The organism is Rickettsiales bacterium (assembly GCA_025210695.1).
GTDB lineage: Bacteria > Pseudomonadota > Alphaproteobacteria > Rickettsiales > CANDYO01 > CANDYO01.
Window position 1 is genome coordinate 20,876 of record JAOARE010000033.1, and the last position, 22,824, is coordinate 43,699.

The following is a 22,824-nucleotide window of genomic DNA, read 5'->3' on the forward strand; positions in this document are numbered from 1 at the left end:
AATATTATGTTATCAGAAAGAAAAAGTTATCTACTTAATAAAGAACGCTTCACCAAAGCGTTTTTATTATTCTTTTTTATAATATCTTTTTTAACATTATTTACCAATAATGCAGAAGCTTTATCGTGCAAAGGAGTCTGGCCTTTTGTAGATTATGAGCTAAAACAAACAGTTTCTCAGCCCGATGATTCAACGCTCTTTAATCCCACAATTAAAGTTAAACGGGAAGAAACCATTGCCTCTATTAAATGCACAGAAACGTTCACGTTAAATGCTTCTGAGTGTAAATTTAATTATACAGGATTAGTACGTTATTGCGCTCGTTTTACTGAACCCAATGAACATGGAAATATCTATGCTTGTGAAACAACAGAAGCAGTATACATTGAGGGAGAAGAAGTAGAACCATCTACAATCAATTGTAATTATGATAGTGACGGCAACAGCATTGGAGATGACGGTGAATGCGACAAATGTAGATGTCAATGTACTCAACGTATATGCGCATATAATGACGCTCAAGGCTCCAGCTTCGGAGAAGATTATTATGAACCATACTATGGAACTGTTGGAAATTATACTGATACTAGCAATGAAGATTACCGTTATTGCTGTATAGACCCTCCCCTTACTTATAATTATCAGCCCTACCACAAAAATTCAGATAATCCATGTTGTGGCATGAATGGCTGTAACGCATGGGGCTCTAATCCTTGTGGAAACGGCACTCAGCCGGACGGAAGAAAATTAAATGGCACCGCTGACCATATAGGATGTGTTGATATACCCTTAGGGCCTTACCCTCCACCATTATGCGACCCTATACAAGGACAAACTCCGGGTGCCGTTGACATTAATATTTGTCAATATTCTCCTGACTATGAATTAGACTCTGATGATCCTAATTACCCTGATGGAAATTATAAACAAACCTCTATAGCTTGTAGTGATGGATCTTCAAACTGTGATACTATTTGTGAACTCTCCACCACATCAGGGGATCCTTCAGATGAACCTGTATATAGTACATTTGAAAAACCCCTTGTTAGAGTGTTTTTTGCAAGCACCCTCCCATTATGCCCAAGCGACTATGATCCCAAGGAAACCCCTACAAATGATAGTTGTGTTCGGTTTCTTGAGTCTAGTTTAACCGCTGAACAAATTTGGAAAGATAAAAAAGGCCTTATTCCTGTTTGCGATGAGGGGTCAACTGGACCGGATTGTTTTAGTTTTTATTCTCCAAGAACAATGGGCCCTTCAGGAAGCAGTACTACCTTTGGAGAAGAGTATAAATACTTTAGAACTTATTATAACGTTTTTGGATCTAGCGTTGTATCAGAAACTGATACTATGCCTTATGCTGATTATAGTTATGGAGTTGACTACACTTCAAATCCTGATGCCGCGCCCAAAGTTCAACTTGCTGGTCTCTATGATAGTTATTATGAAGATATGACAGATAGTTTTGATATGGACTCAGATAAAGTATATAAAGTTCAAATTGTTGATTATACATCCTTAACTAGAAACCTCATATCATACCTTAATCTTGGAGAAGATGATAGTGAAGATGGAATGACATTATGTGCTTATGAAGATAGTGATGAAGTGGACGTTTTAGACACCATAACTTGTGTTCCTAGACCAAAAATGTTTGCTCCTACCGTATATCCATGCCTTAATTCAACTGACTGCCAATATCCTAGCGGCGCCAAACCATATGAGCAGCCTAGAATAGACTTTGATGTTGGAACCCCTGCCAAATCAGGGATTATAGGGATTGATATCCCCAACGATTCCTCCACCAAAACATTCTGCGTAATGGATGATTATTATACAACTCCTCAAACCGAAAGCAAAGAAGAAGATGATGATGATAACACCGCTCCATGCACTGTATATAAAGCAAAACTATTTTCAGCTTATTTAACTGATGATAATAATTATGAACTAACCGCAGATGATGATGGCACTGTTACCCCCGATCCTGATCCAGAAACAGGAACATATACTGGGGGAATGCAGTATGTAAACCATGTGTATTGTCGTGGAGCAACAAAAATTTGTCTCACTGGTTATAGTTCTGCAAAGCAAGTTATATCTAAAATAGTTCCATTAACCACCTATGATAGCAATGGTAATGCAACAACAACGAACGTGGCAAGTAATCTTATATCAGATAGAGTTATTCCTCCTCCCCCCGCAGATGGAGAAGAAGAGACATATCCTCTACCTGATGAGATATTATATAACCCCACGGATCATGATTGGATAACGGATACTTCACAACCAGTAACAAACACATATTTTGGTTATCTAAGCGGAGATCCTGAGGCAGACCCTAATGATCCAGATAGCTACATACCTCAGTCCTATTGTAACACAGGAGAAGAAGAAAGCGCAAACTATATAATGTGCACCGCAAATGGTGCAATACCAGACATAGATACGGATACTCCATCAGGTGATATAAGTTGCACATGCTATAATGAAACTGGAAGAACGACTGACTGTGACCAAAATGACTCTGAATGTACAGCAAACTATAGCGATGATGGTTCATATTCATGCACCAACAGCCAATGCCAATATGTCTGGTCAAAAACCACAAGCAGTGACACTCAAACATTAGATGGTTATAAGTACTACGATCCTACCACTGACACCACCACTTATTACCCTATAGATCAATATATGAAAAGAGCTCTAAATGTTATGGAGTTAGCGCAGTGTGTAGATGCAGCAAAACCCTTTTGTGATGCAATCACCGGAGAGACCGTGGATTCAGCAACAGCAGAAGATAATGGCTATGCAAACTGGCCACAAACAAATGTTGACGAGGAAACTCAATATTCCTCTTGTGTTGAAGGAACTCAACCGCAACAAGATCGACGCTCAGACGGCACCTCTGTAGACCTCATTCCAACACGTTACTGCAGATATATCGACGAATATGAAAGCGGTGGAAAAACTGCCACTCAAGAGAATGGATGCCCTAAATACACTATTGCTTTTGTTGCTGTAGATAATCCATGTGCAAAAGCTTCACTACCGTTTTGGTGGCCTAGTGAGTTCCTAAGGGATAAACCCTCTCTTCAAGGAGCCATATTTAACCAATTCAATGTTGCACCGCCGTATGAAGACATATTCATTCCTAAAAGCGCAAATTATAATCCATATGATGTGCAATCTATAGATTTAAAGAACGATTCTACCTGGATTGAAGACTGGTATACCACTAACTCATATAACTCTTGTAAAAACTATCAAGGCTCTAGGACCACATCAAATACAAAAAGAAATGTTACAAATGGTGACCAGGAAATGCTTCACTTAACAGAAGATAATTGGAGAAGTTTATGGAATCGTCAAGATCTAACTTGGCTTTTAGTGGATGATGCTAGTCATAATGGCTGTTATGTTTACGATTTGGGAACAAATGTTAATGTAAGCAACAGCACTATTGACCTTATAAACGATGGAACTTTAAAAATTGGAATGAAAATTTGTAAATATAATAATAAAGTTTCGTTCTCTTTAGTCGATCTGGCATATAATGCTGCTACTGATTATACAAATATTGCTTATATCATGCAGTCTAATATTATTGCCTATGATGCATATACCACACAAAATGTAACAGACAATGTCAGTTACAATGGAGGCTTCGTACCAAAAACAACAATAACCAATAACAGCCTACCAAATAAAAAAAATAAATACCATACCTATCTAAACCATGGCATTGTAATAGATAAAAATGGCTTTGATCCTTTTGAAACAGATGAAGTGGTTCCAGGCCCTCCTCCTTCAGATTTTGTAAAGATAGAAACTGCTGAGGAGATTGCTACGAGCTTCTACTTTGCTGGAGTATATAACTGGAAAACTAGCTATAAGAACAGCTGGGGACAAACAAGACATAATGATTATTCTAAGTATTCTTTCGCTAGCCCCTATAGTTGCGGCGGCGGAGATAATAAATCTTACGATAATGATAAATATGATGAACAAAAATCTACTAATAACTATCCAGCATGTGCGTTATCTCAATATAGAGGACCAATAAATTATTCTGATCCCGATTCAAGCAGCCGTGAAAGTATAAGCGACTATTTACCAGGACCTATAGATATTGACCCCCTAAATATCACAAGCAAACAAGGAGAGTCAGCTAACCAAGGAGGAAACTACTCATATATCTCTAGACAGTATTGGAATTCATGTTATGACGGAAATAATATGGACGGTTCATGGCCGTATCAAGATGGATGTATCCAAGAAATAACCATAGGTAAAGATCTCCCCGGTGACATCTCAGGATACACCTATGGAAACAGCGCCAGAAATACAAATATGTTCTTATGGAGAACAGAGAAATCTTATGATGTATGTAATGAGTAACAATCTAGTTGTGTTAGAACGAGCTATTTGCTAATATCAACGGATGTTAACAAGCCATATTGTAAAACTTAAATGCATAACCAGGCTAATATTATAAAAATTTGTCTATACGGCTTGATCAATGGAATGGGGTTATTACTTAGTGGCAATACTTTAAACTTCTGGCTAGCCAGCTTTGAAGTTGACATCAAAATTATTGGTTTTTTCTCTTTTATTGCCTTACCGCATGCATTTAAGTATTTTATAGCTATCTTTATAGATAAAATATCTCTTTCAAACCCTAAATTTGGATCATATCAAAGCTGGATCATTCTTAGTCAAATCACTTTAATTATAATGCTGCTTATAATGAGTTTATTGGATCCTACAAAAAATTTAATTCTTGTTGCTATAACTGGATTTGTTATATCATTAGCGGCGGTTATCCAATACATAATATTAAATGGAAATAGAATCCAAATTCTAAAAGAGTCTGAACAAGGTGCTGGTAGTGCCATATATAATATTGGCTATCGCTTGGGGATGTTTTTAACTGGCGCTGGAGTTATCTTTATTTCAAGCCATATATCCTGGCATAATATTTATCTTGGACTCGCTTTTGTATATTCTATATTAGCTCTTATGATCTATCGTTACTATACAGCACCAGAATCCTTAGAACAAAATGCTTGGTTTAAACCAGAAAAAAGTCTGTTAAATAATATATTTATAGGGCCAATAAAACAGTTTTCTGGATTTAAGAATTTCACTTGGATAGTTTTATTTGTTCTATTATATCAATTGTCTGACACCATGTTAATGACTATGCTTAACCCATTCTTACTCCATAAAAATTATAATGCAGAAGAAATAGCTAGCGCTTCTAAATTATGCGGTCTTTTTATGGTTATCATTGGTGGTCTCATTGGTGGTTTTATTATAGATAAAATTGGCATTAGAAGAAGCTTGCTCAGCTTTGGAATTTTTCATGTTCTTGGATATGCTATGTTTATTATATTTGCCTCTATAGAAAAGAATATAGCTGCTTTATATTTTATAACTTGGTATGTAGCACTAACTGGAGGAATGACTACAACCGCTTACATCTCATTCATCAGTGGATTATCTCGCGGTCAACATGTTACAACTTTATACGCATTATTAAGCTCCATTATTGGTCTATCATGGATCATATTTCCTGCTATATCTGGTGTTATTGCATCCTATTCTGGTTGGTATAATTTCTTTATTATCCTGACCGTTATTGGATTCTTTACATTATCTTTTACATATTTCATACCAGATAGAATTTATCAAATCTATAAAACCCCCTAGGTTTAAGTAGTTGTTTTAGGAATGCGTATTTGTTAATATAATCTGACTATAAATAATCATATTCTAACTTAATGTATAAATCCTTAGCAATATATCTTCAAATCCGGCTATTACGAGTATGTTTATTTGGTTTTATAAACGGAATGAATTTTCTTCTTAGTGGAAATACTTTAAATTTCTGGCTAGCTGACTTTGAAATTGACAATAAAACAATAGGATTATTTTCACTAATTACTTTACCTTATGCTCTAAAATATTTTATTGCTATCTTTATTGACAAACATCAAATACCTATATTACATAAAATAGGCCCATATAAAGCTTGGCTCATCTTTAGCCAAATCTCATTAATTATTTCGTTAACAACTATGGGATTCTTAAACCCCTCTCATGACCTAGGGATGATAGCTATTGCAGGATTTTTTATATCTTTGTTCTCGGTTATTCAAAATGTCATTTTTCATGGAAATCGTATTCAAGCTCTAGAAACTTTTGAGCAAGGACCAGGAGCTGCCATTTATAGTGTTGGCCATCGCTTCGGTATGTTTTTAACTGGCGCTGGAGTAATCTTTGCCTCAGCTTATATCAGCTGGTTTCATATATATATAGCATTAGCCGTTTTTTATAGCGTATTCCTCATTCTAATTTACCATAGTTACAAAGAACAAAATATAACAACACATAATTCATGGTTTAATAAAGAGAAAACTTTATTCCATAATATTTTTATTAATCCTATTAAGCATTTCTTAGGTTATAAGAACTTTATTTGGATTATATTATTTATCATGTTATATCAACTTCCTGAAAGTATGTTTATTATTATGCTTAACCCATTCCTCCTTCAAAGTGGATATAGCGCAGAAGAAATAGCTAGCATTGCCAAAATCTTTGGCATTACAATGGCGATTATAGGTGGAATTGTAAGTGGCCCACTTCTCCATAGATTTGATATTAAAAGCTGCCTGTTAAACTTTGGACTTCTTCATATATTTGGTCATGCGCTATTTATTTTCCTAGCATCTTTTGATAAAAACATATTAGCCTTAGGCTTTATAATTGGATATATGTCTTTCACCGGAGGAATGGCCACAACAGCTTATATAGCGTTTATAAGTGGATTATCTCGCGGAAAATATGTTACCACTTTATATGCATTACTTGCTTCTGCCATTGGAATGTCTAGAGTGATATTCCCCGCCTTCTCTGGTATCATCGTTGATTCTCAAGGATGGATAAACTTTTTTATTATAATCACTATACTCGGATTCTTAAGCTTAGTCTTCACCTGGTTAGTACCCTATAGAATTTATCAAAAACACAGAAATACTGATAATTAAAACTTATCTTGCCACAACTTACCATTTCCTTTATAGTCAATGTGGCTAGTAATGGGTATTTTTTCTATGAAGACTCGGTCAGGTTCGAAAGAAAGCAGCCGCATTATAGATTCAGATAGGCCGTTACTAGCTTCAAATTTTTGTTGGTTGATGATATGAGTAAAAATTATTTAGTTTTAGCACGCAAATACCGTCCATCAAGTTTTATTGATCTTAAGGGACAAGAATTTCTAGTAACAACAATTGTTAATTCCATTAAGCTTGATAGAATTGCTCATACTTTCCTGCTCACCGGAATTAGAGGTGGAGGAAAAACTACAACTGCAAGAATCATAGCTAAAACCTTAAACTGCACTTCTCCTACTATTGATGAAAAACTAGTAACTCCTTGTGGAGAATGTGATAATTGCCAAGCTGCTATATCTGCAACCCATCCAGATATTATTGAGCTGGATGCTGCTAGCCGTACTGGAGTTAATGATGTCCGTGAAATTATAGAAAACACCAGTTACTTACCGCTTCTTGGAAAATATAAAATATATATAATCGATGAAGTACATATGCTCTCTAATAGCGCCTTCAATGCATTATTAAAAACATTAGAAGAGCCCCCTGAACATGTAAAATTTATTTTTGCTACTACCGAACTTCGCAAGGTACCAATCACTATTTTATCTAGATGTCAGAAATTTGAACTTAAGAGGTTAACTTCAGAACAATTGGTAGATCATCTTAAAGACATTATAAATAAAGAAAAGATTTTAGCTGATGATGATGCCCTGCATTTAATTGCTCTTCATGCCGAAGGTTCTGTGAGAGATAGTCTATCATTATTAGACTTAATAATTTCTAATGCCAATAACAATAAAATCACAAAAGAACAAGTTAAAGATCTACTTGGTTATAGCAATAATTCTAGGGTTATTGACTTATTATCTGCAACAATCTCTGGAGAAGCTCAAAAAACTACAGAATTAATTAAAGGCTCCTATTATGAAGGCAAAGATCTGGTTTATATATTCCAGCAAATGATGGAGTTAGTTCATAATATTACAAAACTAAAATTAAATATAGATATTCCAAGCTTCGAATATAGCGAAGAAGAAATAACAAATTTAGAATCTTTAGCCAATAATATTAGCATAGCTTCTTTAACAATTTTATGGCAAATGCTATTAAAAGGACTACAAGAAATACAAGCCTCGCATAATCAACTAATTGCTAGTGAAATGTTACTAATTCGTTTATGTTATTTAAGTGAAATCCCTACTCCAGAAGATTTAATTAATAGTATAGAAAGCTCTGAACCTATTAAAGCTCCTATAAAAACTAAAGAATCTATTTCTCGCCCTAAATTAGCAATTAATGACTTTGAAGAATTAGTTCAATTATTTCATCAAAATCGAGAAATGCTTCTCTATCAATATTTGCTTAATGATGTACATCTAATAGATTTCGAGCCCTTAAAAGTGACAATTCGTCACACCAATTCTGTACCACCTAACTTTGCTAAGAAAGTTGCCTCTTTTTTACAAGAATGGACTGGAGATAAATGGAATATTATTCTATCAACAGATAACGGTACCCCCACCTTATCTTCACAAGCTGAAGATGCCAAAGCTAAAGAAAGAGATAAATTCTTAGAAAATGATATGGTGAAAGAAGTTTTAAAAAACTTTTCTAACGCTCAAATTAAAAACATAACAAAGAACTAATCCCTTAGCAGACCTTTACAATTTTATAAATAAAAGAGGAGTTATGACTTATAATAATACAAAAAACTATATTGAATTATACAAAAAAAATCTTCTACTAGGATTGCAAGTAGGTGAGGCCGTTTCTATAGTGGCTCCTATATCCACTCCATTTCCTCTTCACACTCAACCATTTTACAATAGAATTGTAGATGTTGGTGCTTATAACGTAATTCAAGACCAATTTTATTCTCCAATTAATGCAACTCTCCCCAATATACCTTGTTTAGGAATGCTCCAAACAGCAAAATATCTACCAAATCTTTTAATTCAAAATAGCATGAAAGAAATGCTATACAATAAAGATGATTTTATTGGAGTAAAAGCAGCAAAAACATTTGCCATTACCTCCACTGGAATGACTGTTTTCTTTTCTATTGGAGCTATAGAGAATATAATCACAGATTTAGCTTATAAAACTAGTTTTGTATATAGCGTCGCTGCAGGTAGCATAGGATATTATGCTTATTCTTGGATGGGAAATGTTCTAACAGAATCTGGAGCAATCAATTTATCTCCTATAAGCGCTATAATAGCCACAACAGGACTCGTTGGATCATTTTTAGCTCCCTATGCTATTCATGAGTTAGGTATAGATAAAATAAACCCAATCAAACTTCTAGAATATTCTACAATGACATCTATGCTGATTCTAAGTAAAAATAACATTGTGGTTGCTGCTTCAAGTATTATTATGATTGACACAATTTTTGATAATGAAATAGTTAAAGAACTTGAAGAAACTGAAGTTCTAGGATTTAAACTTGTTAATATACTTGGTTTATCTGCTGTTACAGGAGCGAAACTAATCACATCAAGCTATGATGATGCTGTTGTAACAATTTCTAAATTAGCTGCATTTTCCTTTGCTAAAGCCACTGCCGTTACAGGAATACAATTTATCTCTGATTATAAAGAGGATATCTGCACCTACCCAATTATAGACTCAGCTTGTGAATTTCTAGGAATAACTGATGCTATAGAAATTTCTGTAGAAAATTAACATTTTACATCATCAAATGATTGTATTTTATATGCATCATTCCAGAAATGCCATTCTAAACAAGCGCTTTTATAAAATGCGTCTAGCATTCTCTGCCTCATATTTTCAGTGGTGTTATCAGCTAACATATCAAAGATTCCAATTGCTTCATCCACAGTATTACTGAAACCTTCGCTAGCATAAGTTTCAATCCAACGATAATATGGATTGCTTTTATCCGCATGTTTCTCAATATAATTACCAACTTCTCTATAAATCCAAAAACATGGTAAAAGTGTAGCCATCCCAACTTCAAGAGAATCATTCAAGCAAGATCTCAACATGTAACTTGTGTAGCTAAGAGTGGCAGAAGTGACTAAACCTGTTTCTTTAAAACCAAAAGCCTTTTTAAAAAACTGATGTACCACTTCTTGCTCTGCAACAAAGGTATAATCTGAATACTTTAGAAAAGCTCTTACATATTCAAGAGAGACTTTACTAGCCATTATTGCATGGCATCGAGCGAAATCTTGAAGATATAAAATGTCTTGCTCTATATAACAAGCAAATTTATCTTTAGCCAAAATTCCTTGCATAAGCTCTTGATTAAATGGATGGTTTATTATTGCCTGATAAATAGAAGAAGATTTATTCCAAGCTCTAGTAGATAACTTCATTACCATATTCTCTTATAATTTAAATATTGTAAGCATCATTAAAAAAATCAAATTCATATCCAGCATTTTTAGAAAATGCATCTAACATTTGTTCTTTTACTTCTAGAGAGGAGCTTTCAGCCAAATCATTAAAAATGTCTATGGCCTCATAAACATCTTTAATATATTTTGGATCATTCAAAGAATCTATGTAGTCTTGATATGGATTATCGGGATAAGGATGATTCGCAAAATATTCACCTAATTCTCTATAATACCAAACACAAGGCAAGAAATTAGCAACTTGAACTTCTATAGATTTATCAACAGTGCTACGAAGCAAAGCATCTGTATATTTATAGGTTGCAGGAGTATTTTCTCCAGTTTTAGAAATATTTTTATTTTCTTGAAAAAACACTTCAATCTCTTCGGCATAATCAGAAGCTGAAATTGAATATTCTAAGAAAAATTCCCTATATTCTGAAGCAATCTTACCAGCAATCATCGCCTCAAATTTACTCTCCACAGTAACAAAATTATAATCTTGTTCTAAATAATTAGCATATGTAACCATACTTAAAGTTCCATTCATCATTTCCTGATTAAATGGATGATTTATAATTTTATAGAACATATCTTCAGACTGTTTCCAAGCTATATCTGAAAACCGCATATACTAACTCCATATTTTATAAAAATGATGCACTGAACCACATCCATTACCAATCTTTTCATTCTTAGCAGCATTAATTGCTCCATGTAAATATTCTTTTGCAAGTTTACAAGATTCTTCTAACCCCATACCAAGAGCTAAATATGAAGCAATAGCTGCAGAAAGAGTACAGCCCGTACCATGTATATTTTTAGATTTAATACGAGAACCTTCAAACCATCTGCTCTTACCTTCATTATCTAAATATAGGTCATTTGATGTCTTACAATCTAAATGCCCCCCCTTCACCAATACCGCCTTAGGACCAAACTCAAGTATTTTTTCTCCCATTAGAATCATATTATTATATGAAGGTGATGATATTCCTGTTAATTCTATAGCTTCAGGTAAATTAGGAGTAATAATAGTACTAATAGGCATGAGTAATTCTTTTAAAGCTTCCACTGCTTCTGGCAATAATAAAGCATTACCACTTTTTGCGACCATAACAGGATCAAGAACAATGGGGATATTCTTTGCATTATCTTTAAGGAATTTAGCCACGACTTTAATAATATCACTATTAAGTAACATTCCTATTTTAATACTATTTGGAGGAATATCATCAAAAATTGCTTCAAGCTGCTCATCTATCGACACCAATGGAATGTCATAACAAGCCCTCACTCCACAAGTATTCTGCACTGACAAAGCAGTTAATACATTCATTCCATAACAACCAAGAGCAGAAAAAGTTTTGAGATCAGCCTGCAGACCTGCACCTCCAGAACCATCGAACCCTGCAATAGATAATACTTTGTGTTTCATAACAATTCTCTCATTTTATTCCAATTAGGTTTATTAAGACAATCAATAAATTCTACTCTAAATGAACCAGAACCTCTAGCAGAACCTTCAGCTATTTGTCCTGATAAACTGAAATAAGCTACAGCCAATTTTGCTGACTCGAATGAATCAGAATTCAGCGCTCTAAAAGCTGCAATCACTGCTGTTAAACTACATCCCATTCCGGTTATAAAAGGCATTACCTTTGATCCAAAACTTAATATCTCCTCTCGCTTACCATCAGTAATAAAATCTTGGGATCCACTTACCACAACTGTTATATCTTGTCGTAATGCCAATTCTTTTGCTGATTCTAAAGCATCATTTACTTGATGAGTTGACTCCACCCCTAATCCCATAGCTTCCAGTCCATACACAGCCATTATTTCACTAGCATTGCCCCTTATAATATCTATAAATGGTAGAATTTCTTTCACTGTTTTTTTTCTTATTACAGTCGCTCCTACACCAACTGGATCAAGAATAACTGCTTTATTATATTTTTTAGCAGTAATACAAGCAAATTTTGCTCTTTCTATAAACTCTACTGTTAAAGTGCCAATATTAATATATACTGCTGAACTTATTTGAATAAGCTCTTCCATTTCTCTTATATCTTCAGACATAATAGGGGCAGCACCCAATGCTAATAAGCTATTAGCTACAAAATCCATTGTCACAGAATTTGTTAAATTTAACACCAACGGCTTAATTTTATGCAAATTTTCTAAACTATTTTCAATTTCATCTATCATATTAATAACCTCTTCGTTGCTTCATATGGATCATGAGCATTATGAATGGCGCCGATAACAGCCACTCCTTCAGCTCCAGCTTGAGAAATATCTTGTATATTGGTGGAATTGATTCCTCCAATAGCTACAACCGGATGAATAGATTCTTCTACAACCATTTTAAGTCCATCAATGCCCCAAAAGGTTTTACAATTAAGCTTACTAGAACTTGGAAACACAGCGCTTGCCGCTATATAATTTACGGGTAAATTATTAGCCTTATTCACATCTTTTAAAGTTTCAACAGATACTCCTATTATTTTATTAGGCCCCAATTTTTCTCTTAAAAGAGAAGCATCCATATCCTCATTTCCCACATGCACTCCATCTGCATCTATTTCAATAGCCATATCAACAAAGTCATTAATAATTAAAGGAATTTTAAGAGGAGATAAAAAATTCTTTAAAGCTAAAGCTCTTGCCTTTATCTTATTATAATCATTAGACTTTTCACGTAACTGGACCATAGTAACTCCACCACGGACGGCTTTGGCTATAAAATTTAAATATTCATCTATAGTTTTATCATTTATATTAGTTACCAAACAAAGCTTCATACGATTCATAATTTACCAATATCTTCATTCCAAATAAGATAACATTAGCACTTTACCTTCAATAACTTCTATAGAAACGTTTTTTAAAACCGTTCTATTAAAGCAGGAATTAAACCCTGGGAACTCTAATATAGCATTATTTAACTCCCATTTTAAACCAAAAGTTTTAATCCTAGCTTTAGGAATACCAAATAAAGATATCTTAGTGTTATTATTAAAATTATAATTTGAAACAGAAGGAGAATTGATTACATAACCAATAACTGGAGGAGCATAAAATATGCAGTCATTTTCTAGAACCACATTAATATTCTGTAAAATATGATCAATAAAACCACCACTTACTCCACAAATAATAGCCGGCAGTAACTTCTGCTCTTTAAGATATTCCATAGCTTTTTGGAAATCAGATTTATTCTGGTTAGGACGATGAATTATTTCTACATCTTGATATGTGCTTTGCTCAATACTATCTAAATCACCAATAATGATAGAAGGTTTTATTCCTACCTTAAGCAATTTATCTAGAGCTCCATCGGCAGCAATAATAGTTTTATCTTGAATAAAAAAATCAGAACCTGGCAAGTCACCATTTAAACATAAAATAGATTTATGCCTTGGAAAATACTTATGCGGAATCATAATACCTCTTCTGAAAAATAGAAATTAAACTAGTTAAAAAACCAACAATATTACTATAAACTACGAATTCAGATGAGGTGTAAATTCCATAACCAATCCAAGATATAGAACATATCAGATAATTATAAAGCATAATCATAGATACATCATGGGCTGATTTGGTTTTATAAATTTTATATACTTGAGGCATTAGCCCAACAAAAGAAGTAATGGTGGCCACAAGACCAAACATGGTTATAACGTTCACGCTTCCTCCGCTAGTATTAACTAGATCAGGTTTTAAGGGTATTTCTCAGCCTCAAAAAATCAATTAATTCTAAGGCACCCCTGATGAATATAATTGCAGTGTAATAAAAACCCCTTTCATTGTCAAGCGTCTTGTAATTATGGCAATATTAGTGTATAATCTCCAAAGAGAATGGCTTGCTGCTAGATCTGTTAGATTACTAAATTCCCAGGGGCAATAAGTCTACAAGAGGGCGCTATTCCTGAGCTGACCGTGGTTTTCTCATATGGGGCCCAACATTTAAAAATCCGTCTACGTGTGGATTATTTCAGTCAACGTTCTTTAAGTGGTTCCATTCTCAATAAATTTTAGAGTATGGCATATGAAAAACATATTTCTTTTACGTCACGCGCACGCCGCCATTAGTAATACAGATGACTTCAATCGTAACCTAAGCAATAAGGGTGTTCTAAAATGCCAAGATATTGCTAATACTCTAAAAAAATACATTCAAGACATTGATCTTATATTATGCTCATCGTCTCTTAGAACCCGTCAAACCATTGAAACTACTTTATTAAATTTAAACCTTATAAAAACTATTCAATATGAAAATGAGCTTTATAATGCCTCTTTAAATTCTTTTTTCCAAAGAATTATTTCTATAACTCCTAAAAATAAAAATATATTGATTATATCTCATAATCCTACTATTTCGGAGGCTGGAAAATTTCTTGCTAAAGACTCTAGCTCTTCTCCCCATTATCTTGAAGTTTTGCAAGGATTCTCTCCTGGCAGCTTAGCACTTTATGAAACTAATATAGCTTCGTGGAAAACCCTAGACCCAAGCAATATCAGCCTTAAAGAATTCTGGCGTTAACATGAGACAAAAATCAATCTCGCCTTATTTTTCTAGTTTTGTTTCAGCTTCTGCTGGCACAGGTAAAACAAAAATTCTAATAGATAGATTATTAAATCTATTACTCCATAACATTAAACCAAATAAAATCTTGTGTTTGGCTTTTACAAAAGCGGCAGCAGCAGAGATCTTAAGCCGTATTAATCAAAAATTATCCTATCTTTGTATGTGTAATAGAGAAGATTTAGTTGTTGAACTTAAGGCTCTAGGATTTGATGATATCACTCCAGAATTAGAACATAAAGCTAGAGTCTTGTTCACAGAATTTGTTGATTCTACAGACCCTCTAAATATTCAAACCATTCATTCTTTCTGTCAACAATTACTTACAAAATTTCCTTTTGAAGCAGGAGTAAATTTAAACTTTACTTTGCTAGATAACAATAAAATAAGAAATTTTATAGAACAAGCAAAAGACATTCTTTTAGATTCAATCAATGACTATCCTCAACTAGAACCAAGCATAAAATACTTAAGTTGGCACATTAAAGAATATAGCTTGGAAGAGTTAATAAAAGAAATTATTAATAATAGAGAAAAATTAGACCATTTCTTTGAAACCAACCAAAATTTAAACTTAGAACTTCATAATGATGAAGAAATAGAAGTCTCCAAATTTTTAAGATCAATACCAATAAATCAATCTCATATTAACATACTAAATACAGGCAGCAAATCTGATATTACTCGTGCTAATAACTTAAGCAAATTCTTAGAAACGACGAAAGAAATTCAAATTATGATAATAAATGATTATCTATCTTGTTTCTTAAGCAAAACAGGCTCAGCATTAAAATCTATAATAACTAAGAAACTTGGCCAAGATAATCCTCATTTATATGAAATATTAATTTCTGAGCAACAGAGAGTTTTACAGTTTAACAAAATATACAATGAAATTAAAACTAAGAATTTAACTCAAGCATTTATTACTTTGAGTTATTACATAAGAATAGTTTATCAAGATTTAAAAAAGCAAAATAACACCCTTGATTACGACGATTTAATTAGCTTATCTAGTAATTTACTTAGTAATAGTGAATATGCCGACTGGATTCGCTATAAACTGGATGGAGGAATAGATCATATACTAATTGATGAAGCACAAGACAATAGCCCTAATCAATGGTCAATAATAAATAAAATCAGCGAAGAGTTTTTTTACGACAACGAAGCAACCAAGAGTTTATTTATAGTAGGGGACTCAAAACAATCTATCTTTAGATTTCAAGGAGCTGATCCATCTATTTTTAATGCTATGGATCAATATCTACCCCAAGATGTAATTCGCACCCAACTAAATACCTCTTTTCGCTCCGGAAGTAGAGTTTTACAATTTGTTGACGATATTTTCAATCAAGATCATATAAGACCTTTAGTAAGCGCAGAAAAAGATAATATTCAGCATCTAGTTAGCAAAAATTTTGAGGGATCTGTTGAAGTATGGCCCTTAGTTATTGAACCAAAAGCAACAATAGATAAATCATGGCAATTACCCAATGATTACAACTCTAAGAAATATCATAATGCAGATGATTTGCTTGCTATAAAAATTGCAAAAAATATTGCCCTTTGGTTAGAAAGTAAGAAATTTATCTCTAGCAAAAATCGTAATATTAATCCTGGTGATATATTAATCCTAACACGCAGAAGAAATGACTTTATCCATACTCTAATTAAAAGTCTAAGACAGATGAATATTCCCGTGAGTGGATTAGATAGGATTAAATTACTTGAACATCCTGCTGTTCTAGATTTAATAGCATTGAGTAATTTTGTTCTATGTAATGATGATGACCTAAATTTAGCTATAGTCCTTAAATCTCCAATGTTTAATCTATCTGAAGAAGATTTACTAAACCTATGTTGCACAAGAGAAGAATCATTATGGAACCGCTTAAAAGAAACCAAAAAATACCAAGATATTGTTTGTTTCATGGAGAGTCTAATTCCTAATTTATTATATGAATTCTATTTTGAGTTAATAGAGTCAAAAGGATATAGAGAAAAATTTATCAAATATTTCGGTATTGAAGTTAATGATGTATTAGATGCTTTCCTAGACCTTGTAGAAGAATTTGAGAAAGATAATATTTCTAATCTACAATTATTTATAACTTTCTTGAATAAGACAGAAATGGAGGTCCAAAGAGATCTATCTCAAAATAATAATAAAGTAAGAATTATGACTGTTCATGGAGCGAAAGGATTGCAGGCTCCAATAGTTATCCTAACTGACACTACCAACCTTCCTCATAATGACACTAGTATTTTTTGGCTAAATGAGCACAATTTACTCTGGCCAGGAAAAGCAAAATATTATTCGGAAGATATAATAAATATAAAATCTGAAAATATGGCTCAAGAATACGCAGAATATTTAAGATTGCTATATGTAGCCTTAACTAGAGCTGAAGATGAGATCATCATCACCGGCTCTAGTAAAACAGAAAACATTTCAGATAAAACTTGGTATAGCATATGCCAGAATCAATTATAGAGTCAACTCAAAAAGAAAAGTTGATCCTTTCTCCCCGTCACTCTCTGCCCATATCTTATTACCATGTAGTTCAATAGCCTTTCTACATAAAGTTAGACCTATTCCTCTGCCGCCAGCTGGTGTATAAGTTCTAGAGCTAACTACAAAAGGATCAAAAATATTCTTTAATTCAGACTTTGGAATTCCAACTCCCTCATCCTTAATGCTGAATCTTACTTTATGGTTATCTCTCTTTAAAGTAATAGTAATTCTACCCGCCTGGCTATATTTAATAGCATTAATGATCAAATTATCTAAAGTGGATTGAATATAATGTTCATCACAATTTACCACAATATTATCTTCTATATCTCTAATAAACTCTAATTCTTTATCTTCCAGGTATATTTTAGAACAAATACTGATTCTATCTCTAATTAGTTTACTTAAATTTATTTCTTTCTTATCTAAAGTATAATTTAAACTAGCCAATTTTGAGATATCTAAAATATTTTCCATCAAACTATATAAACGCTGTGAGTTTTGAGCGATATTTTTTGTAGTCTCACGTCGCTGATCTTCACTCAAGTTATCGTAAGAATCATATAATGATTGACTTAGACCCGCTATCCCTGTTATTGGAGTGCGAACCTCATGACTAATATTATTAAGAAACTCATTTTTAATCTTCATAGATCTTCTGAGCTCATTATCTATGCTATCCATCTGCTCTCCCAAAAGACCCATTTTAGCTTCCACTAATTCTTGCCTATCTTGTTGTGGTTTAAAAAAGGCCACCAATATGGCACTCATAAACAATAAAGCATAACTAACTTCAAATTTTAAAGCCTCTAGACCATCTAACCCAATATCTGCTCCTGTGTAAATTTTAAAGAGGGTAATAGTACTCAATACTCCCATTATTATCATTAATAAAGCCAACTTCCATCTAACTACTACAGCTAGCATAATCAGATTAACCATAAACATCATCATTTGTGCTTGAGCAAAATCTGTACAAATAACAAATAGGAACCCTACACAAACTAATACATAGAAAACCACTAAATTCCACATAACCACTATTGCCTGTTTTTCTCTTAATAAATTTGGCCATAATGGATAACTCATCAAAGAAGTTGTTAAAATTAAAGAAGTGGGAAAAGCAAAATCTATTAAATCTTCATATTTAACATGAAAATCTTTTGGAATAGCATACATAGCTGCAAAAATTGAAATAATACAAAACAAACTAACCGAAATATAAAGATGTTCCTGAGCAGGAGTATATTTTTTAAGAAACTCAAATAATCTAAAGTTTACTATAGATTTCTTGAAATTCTCTAGTCTTACTTTTCTCTGCTGTTTTAATTCTCTTAATGGAGCCTCATCTAATATACCTATCCACCCTCCAGGCTGTTTTAAAAGATAGTGACTTCCCACTAAAAATAGGATATTAACAAACATAGCTGGAATCACGCTATCTATATCACAATCTGGTAAAATTATTGTCCAAAAGATTACTGTAGAAATACCAGCCACCATTGAAATTAACACAGATTTAGAACTGGTTCTAAAACCAAATACAGCCATAATAAAAGGAGCTGTAACAACAGGCGCATAGAAACTTGCTCCTAAAATAATAAGCTGGAGAATATTACCGCCAGATAAAGCAAGTTTTAAAGAAATTATGGTTACAACTAAAGCTGTAATTCTAGAAGACATAAGCTCATTCTTAACCCACTTCACTCCTAAAGGTTTACAGAAATCATGTACAAATAATACCGAAGTAGAGTTAATAAAAGAATCAATGGTTGACATGACCATTGCCATGATACCAATCATAGTCAACCCTTTTAAACCTACATATGAATATTCGAAAATAACGTGTTTTATTACATCTGTTGCTTCTAATCCTGGTTTTAAAGATAAAACCAACACACCAATAAAAGACATAATAATTAAAATAAATAAGCATGTAAATCCAGCAATCATAAATGATTTTCTGACTTGGGATGTACTTTTTGCCATTGAAATTCTTTGAAAAATTGGTGGTTCAAAACCTGGCATCATAAAATATAAAAATAGAAACAAGTAATATAATGATTTCGGCTGAGTAAAATCAAACACTTCTTTGTAATTAAATAGCTCACTTGTTTGAACAGTGCTTAATACAACATTCATACTATCAAGACTACCAAATACAAAAAAAGCTAGCGTTGGAATTATGGTACCAAAAGTAAATAATTGAATTACATCTGTAAAAGTAACTGATTTAATTCCACCAAAAGAAGAATAGATTGCCACAATAGTAGCCCCAGCAATCATTCCATACTCACTAGGAAGGTTAAATGCGTATTCAAATAACATTCCAGAAACCTTAATCTGTGCCGCCATATATCCACAAGTGGCTGCACATCCAGCAAGAGCGGATATTATTCTAACATTCTTACCATATAAATCTCCCATAGCCTCAGCTATCGAAACTTTCCCAAGAAACTCAGCAAGTCTTGGAGCAAAGAACCAACCAATGACCAAGAAACATAATGAGGCCCCCATTATTGCCCAAATAAAATATAAACCATTACTATATGATTGAGACAAATCATTAACAAAAGCGCTTCCACTAATCCAGGTTGCCACCAATGTAGCAGCTATCGTTAAGGTAGAAAAATTTCTACCACCTATTGCATATTCTTTGATGCTTTTGATACCTCTACCAAAAAATATACCGGCACTTAAGTTTATTACTAAAAAAACAAGGAAAATGAATGAATCTACATTAAAAGGCACGTTTAACTCTCCAATACAAAAATGTTAAATCACCCCTTTAAAGGTTATTGTTAATTTATTAATAATAACCTTTAAGTGGAATCTTATCTTAATCATAAATTATAGTCAAATTATTTTTCTAAAATAGATGATATGAAATTTTGCTTTAACCTCATAGCTTCCTCACCAAATACTTTATACCTCCAACCAGTTACTATCAAACCCTCACCTGAAGAATTTAATTTGCAGAAATTTTTTAGGTCCTGTATGGTAGAAATAAGACTCGGTGGTAATAAATATTTTTCTGACTTGTCAACCAATAATATTTTTAGCTTAGACAATAATGTTGTGTTTATTTTTTCTTCATCTGATCCTTTATCAGATAAATCTAATTCTGTTTGTTCATTCAGAGCATCCCTAATTATAGAAATAATCTCCTCTCCATCTTCCTCTGAAACTTTCTCAAAATGTTTTATTCTTCTTAGCTCCACCATAGTAATAGGTGAAATCCTAGCTAAATCAAATAAGTATTGTTCTTTTAAATAATGATTACGAGGAAGATTAAATTTTCTTGCTTGCAATTCTCTCCAAGACGCCAATCTTTTAATAACTAAATTAATTTTTATACGATGCTTGTTTCTTAACTTAGACCAAGCTTGATCCATATTAACAAAAAAATTGTCTACTTGATTAAGATTACTAATTTCTTCTTCAGCCCAAGATACCCTGTCCTGCTCTTCTAACATAGACAATAATCTAGGATATATTGTATATAAATAAGTAACATCCCCTAGGGCATAACTAATCTGCTGATTAGATAATGGCCTCTTAGTCCAATCACTAAGACAATGACTTTTATCAATCTTAACTCCTAAAACCTCACCCACTAAGGACTCATAACTTATAGAACTTCCCATTCCACAGAAACTTGCTGCTATCTGAGTATCAAAAATATTTTTTGGCAACTCATTAAAAATAATAAGTATAATTTCTAAATCTTGCTTCGCAGAATGAAATACTTTTGTAATTTTGGAATTTTGAAGAATAGAATTTAGAATATTTAAATCTAATTCTTCAATTAAGGGGTCAATAATAACTGCTGTATCTTTGGTAGCTATCTGCACCAAGCATAATTGAGGATAGTAAGTTTTATCTCTACAGAACTCTGTATCAATACTAATAAAATTTTCATTATTAATACTATCACAAAACTTCTTCAGCTCTAAATTTGTAGTGATATACATAATTATTTATTCCAAGGCCAATTCCAATAATGAAACTTCTTATGATTGCCTTTAATAATCCAAGTTCCACAAGATGCATCTGAACCTATAATACTAAACATAGCTCTATCTTTAAGATTATAGTAAATATTTTGCTCACTAGAAGGATTCTCAAGATTATATGTATGTTGCCACTCCTCTAGCTTTGGCTTAATAACAAAACTTGCAATAATCTCATTTAAATTTTCACTAGTTTTCTTAAAAGAATCTTTAGTAATTTCAGACAGTTTACAGTTGTTGTTCTTATATCGAGAAAAGTCCATATTCATCATCATCCATGAGGGCAAAATTATATCATCATTGCCATCTATGTTATTTTTAGCAAAATAAGAAATTGCCATCAATACTGGACCATTAAATAAAATTCTATCGTAAATATTACATGGATATTTAGTATAAATTGGAGCATCTATTATATTATAGTTTCTTAATCTTCTTTCTAAAATGTCATTTAAGATGGGATGATTTGGTTTAGCAGCAAAGAATGAGTTGGTATAGAAACTATCCAATCTTATAGTTTCTCTAGCTCCAATAAAATCAAACTTATTCATTAAATCAGAAAACTTTTCTAAATTATAAATCTCATAATCATTATCCGTATATACTCCACCAAATTTTTGGACAACCATTAAACGGACAAAATCTGTTGCCTCTGTCAAATATGGCCTTGAATTATTCCCCTTATTAAGAGCTTCAACAACATAATCATATGTTGGATGATCTTTAAACTCCTCTATAGACCTAACTTCCACTCCCTTGATATCTATTACTTCAGCCGGAAATAAACTCGGTTGATTAGTCCATATAAAATGCTTCCAAGTGTTACTTAAACTATTCAGATTATTAAAATGAAGTTTCATCTCTTCAATGTAAAAGTCATCTAGTTTTTTTTGAGAATCTTGTGCAGAAAAATATACTCGATGACTAATTGTTGGAATAGTAGGGGTATCTTTTTTCTTAATTGTTTTATCTTCCAATTTTCTTAAGCTATTAGAAGTAACCTCCCTATCCTGAGAAAAATAATCGAACCCCTCTTGAGCAATAATTTCTTTAATATCTGGATGAGCCACATAACAATATTTAATTATATTCATCTTCAATAAATATTTATAATATCTTTGTTTTTCAAAAAATTTTTGAACTCCAGGAATAAAAGCCAAAGCTATAATAAATAAACCAACTATTATAAAATATTTTTTCATTTACT

Annotated in this window: 17 protein-coding genes, 1 other RNA gene and 1 riboswitch; of the genes, 8 read left to right on the plus strand and 10 right to left on the minus strand. The window is 32.7% G+C overall.

Going from position 1 to position 22,824, the window contains the following annotated elements:
* Window positions 1-6: 6 nt before the first annotated feature.
* The 6 genes from N4A31_05365 (at window position 7) to N4A31_05390 (ending at window position 9,812) form a co-directional block, all read left to right on the plus strand.
* Window positions 7-4,401 carry a hypothetical protein gene (locus N4A31_05365; GenBank protein ID MCT4635650.1) on the plus strand — a complete coding sequence of 1,465 codons (4,395 nt, stop codon included), beginning with the start codon at window positions 7-9 and terminating at the stop codon, window positions 4,399-4,401.
* 72 nt (window positions 4,402-4,473) lie between these two features.
* Window positions 4,474-5,715 carry an MFS transporter gene (locus N4A31_05370; protein ID MCT4635651.1) on the plus strand — a complete coding sequence of 414 codons (1,242 nt, stop codon included), beginning with the start codon at window positions 4,474-4,476 and terminating at the stop codon, window positions 5,713-5,715.
* Window positions 5,716-5,786: 71 nt separating this feature from the next.
* A complete protein-coding gene (locus N4A31_05375; GenBank protein MCT4635652.1) occupies window positions 5,787-7,055 on the plus strand; it encodes an MFS transporter in 1,269 nt (422 codons plus the stop codon).
* A 41-nt stretch (window positions 7,056-7,096) separates the two neighbouring features.
* Window positions 7,097-7,192, plus strand: an RNA gene (ffs, locus tag N4A31_05380) — signal recognition particle sRNA small type.
* Between the two features lie 18 nt (window positions 7,193-7,210).
* The gene (gene dnaX, locus N4A31_05385; GenBank protein ID MCT4635653.1) at window positions 7,211-8,770 is read left to right on the plus strand and encodes a DNA polymerase III subunit gamma/tau; all 1,560 of its coding nucleotides are present in this window, start codon (window positions 7,211-7,213) and stop codon (window positions 8,768-8,770) included.
* Window positions 8,771-8,813: 43 nt separating this feature from the next.
* Window positions 8,814-9,812, plus strand: coding sequence for a hypothetical protein (locus N4A31_05390; protein ID MCT4635654.1), 999 nt, complete (start codon window positions 8,814-8,816; stop codon window positions 9,810-9,812).
* Here N4A31_05390 and tenA read toward each other — a convergent pair.
* The 7 genes from tenA to N4A31_05425 form a co-directional block, all read right to left on the minus strand.
* Entirely contained in the window at window positions 9,809-10,468 is a 660-nt protein-coding gene (gene tenA / locus N4A31_05395; GenBank protein ID MCT4635655.1) for a thiaminase II, read from the minus strand. The two genes, N4A31_05390 and tenA, sit on opposite strands and share 4 nt — an antisense overlap.
* Before the next feature lie 19 nt (window positions 10,469-10,487).
* Entirely contained in the window at window positions 10,488-11,120 is a 633-nt protein-coding gene (locus N4A31_05400) for a hypothetical protein (protein ID MCT4635656.1), read from the minus strand.
* A gap of 3 nt (window positions 11,121-11,123) precedes the next feature.
* Window positions 11,124-11,927, minus strand: coding sequence for a bifunctional hydroxymethylpyrimidine kinase/phosphomethylpyrimidine kinase (gene thiD / locus N4A31_05405; GenBank protein ID MCT4635657.1), 804 nt, complete (start codon window positions 11,925-11,927; stop codon window positions 11,124-11,126).
* Window positions 11,924-12,700: a hydroxyethylthiazole kinase gene (gene thiM, locus N4A31_05410; protein MCT4635658.1), complete on the minus strand. Its 777-nt coding sequence runs from the start codon at window positions 12,698-12,700 to the stop codon at window positions 11,924-11,926. Before thiM ends, thiD begins: the two co-directional genes overlap by 4 nt.
* Entirely contained in the window at window positions 12,697-13,305 is a 609-nt protein-coding gene (thiE, locus tag N4A31_05415; GenBank protein ID MCT4635659.1) for a thiamine phosphate synthase, read from the minus strand. Before thiE ends, thiM begins: the two co-directional genes overlap by 4 nt.
* Window positions 13,306-13,320: 15 nt before the next feature.
* Window positions 13,321-13,938 (minus strand): thiamine diphosphokinase, encoded by a 618-nt coding sequence (locus tag N4A31_05420; protein MCT4635660.1) that lies wholly within the window; start codon window positions 13,936-13,938, stop codon window positions 13,321-13,323.
* Window positions 13,925-14,185, minus strand: a complete 261-nt coding sequence (locus N4A31_05425; protein MCT4635661.1) for a SemiSWEET family transporter — start codon at window positions 14,183-14,185, stop codon at window positions 13,925-13,927. Before N4A31_05425 ends, N4A31_05420 begins: the two co-directional genes overlap by 14 nt.
* Window positions 14,170-14,277, minus strand: a riboswitch (TPP riboswitch). (Overlaps the previous gene by 16 nt.)
* 269 nt (window positions 14,278-14,546) lie before the next feature.
* Here N4A31_05425 and N4A31_05430 point away from each other — a divergent pair.
* Both N4A31_05430 and N4A31_05435 read left to right on the plus strand, forming a co-directional pair.
* Window positions 14,547-15,044 (plus strand): histidine phosphatase family protein, encoded by a 498-nt coding sequence (locus N4A31_05430; protein ID MCT4635662.1) that lies wholly within the window; start codon window positions 14,547-14,549, stop codon window positions 15,042-15,044.
* Between the two features lies 1 nt (window position 15,045).
* On the plus strand, window positions 15,046-17,583 hold the full coding sequence (locus N4A31_05435; protein ID MCT4635663.1) for a UvrD-helicase domain-containing protein: 2,538 nt from the start codon (window positions 15,046-15,048) through the stop codon (window positions 17,581-17,583).
* On the opposite strand, the gene N4A31_05440 is transcribed toward N4A31_05435, so the two are convergent.
* The 3 genes from N4A31_05440 to N4A31_05450 form a co-directional block, all read right to left on the minus strand.
* A complete protein-coding gene (locus N4A31_05440; protein MCT4635664.1) occupies window positions 17,578-20,355 on the minus strand; it encodes an ATP-binding protein in 2,778 nt (925 codons plus the stop codon). The two genes, N4A31_05435 and N4A31_05440, sit on opposite strands and share 6 nt — an antisense overlap.
* Before the next feature lie 110 nt (window positions 20,356-20,465).
* On the minus strand, window positions 20,466-21,578 hold the full coding sequence (gene rnd, locus N4A31_05445) for a ribonuclease D (GenBank protein ID MCT4635665.1): 1,113 nt from the start codon (window positions 21,576-21,578) through the stop codon (window positions 20,466-20,468).
* A 2-nt stretch (window positions 21,579-21,580) separates the two neighbouring features.
* A complete protein-coding gene (locus N4A31_05450) occupies window positions 21,581-22,819 on the minus strand; it encodes a hypothetical protein (protein ID MCT4635666.1) in 1,239 nt (412 codons plus the stop codon).
* Between the last annotated feature and the right edge of the window lie 5 nt (window positions 22,820-22,824).

Bases quoted from the DNA above. Each gene is read 5' to 3' on its own strand.
- N4A31_05365 (MCT4635650.1), top strand. From the start codon at position 7: ATGTTATCAGAAAGAAAAAGTTATCTACTTAATAAAGAACGCTTCACC.
- N4A31_05370 (MCT4635651.1), top strand. From the start codon at position 4,474: ATGCATAACCAGGCTAATATTATAAAAATTTGTCTATACGGCTTGATC.
- N4A31_05375 (MCT4635652.1), top strand. From the start codon at position 5,787: ATGTATAAATCCTTAGCAATATATCTTCAAATCCGGCTATTACGAGTA.
- dnaX (MCT4635653.1), top strand. From the start codon at position 7,211: ATGAGTAAAAATTATTTAGTTTTAGCACGCAAATACCGTCCATCAAGT.
- N4A31_05390 (MCT4635654.1), top strand. From the start codon at position 8,814: ATGACTTATAATAATACAAAAAACTATATTGAATTATACAAAAAAAAT.
- tenA (MCT4635655.1), bottom strand. From the start codon at position 10,468: ATGAAGTTATCTACTAGAGCTTGGAATAAATCTTCTTCTATTTATCAG.
- N4A31_05400 (MCT4635656.1), bottom strand. From the start codon at position 11,120: ATGCGGTTTTCAGATATAGCTTGGAAACAGTCTGAAGATATGTTCTAT.
- thiD (MCT4635657.1), bottom strand. From the start codon at position 11,927: ATGAAACACAAAGTATTATCTATTGCAGGGTTCGATGGTTCTGGAGGT.
- thiM (MCT4635658.1), bottom strand. From the start codon at position 12,700: ATGATAGATGAAATTGAAAATAGTTTAGAAAATTTGCATAAAATTAAG.
- thiE (MCT4635659.1), bottom strand. From the start codon at position 13,305: ATGAATCGTATGAAGCTTTGTTTGGTAACTAATATAAATGATAAAACT.
- N4A31_05420 (MCT4635660.1), bottom strand. From the start codon at position 13,938: ATGATTCCGCATAAGTATTTTCCAAGGCATAAATCTATTTTATGTTTA.
- N4A31_05430 (MCT4635662.1), top strand. From the start codon at position 14,547: ATGAAAAACATATTTCTTTTACGTCACGCGCACGCCGCCATTAGTAAT.
- N4A31_05435 (MCT4635663.1), top strand. From the start codon at position 15,046: ATGAGACAAAAATCAATCTCGCCTTATTTTTCTAGTTTTGTTTCAGCT.
- rnd (MCT4635665.1), bottom strand. From the start codon at position 21,578: ATGTATATCACTACAAATTTAGAGCTGAAGAAGTTTTGTGATAGTATT.
- N4A31_05450 (MCT4635666.1), bottom strand. From the start codon at position 22,819: ATGAAAAAATATTTTATAATAGTTGGTTTATTTATTATAGCTTTGGCT.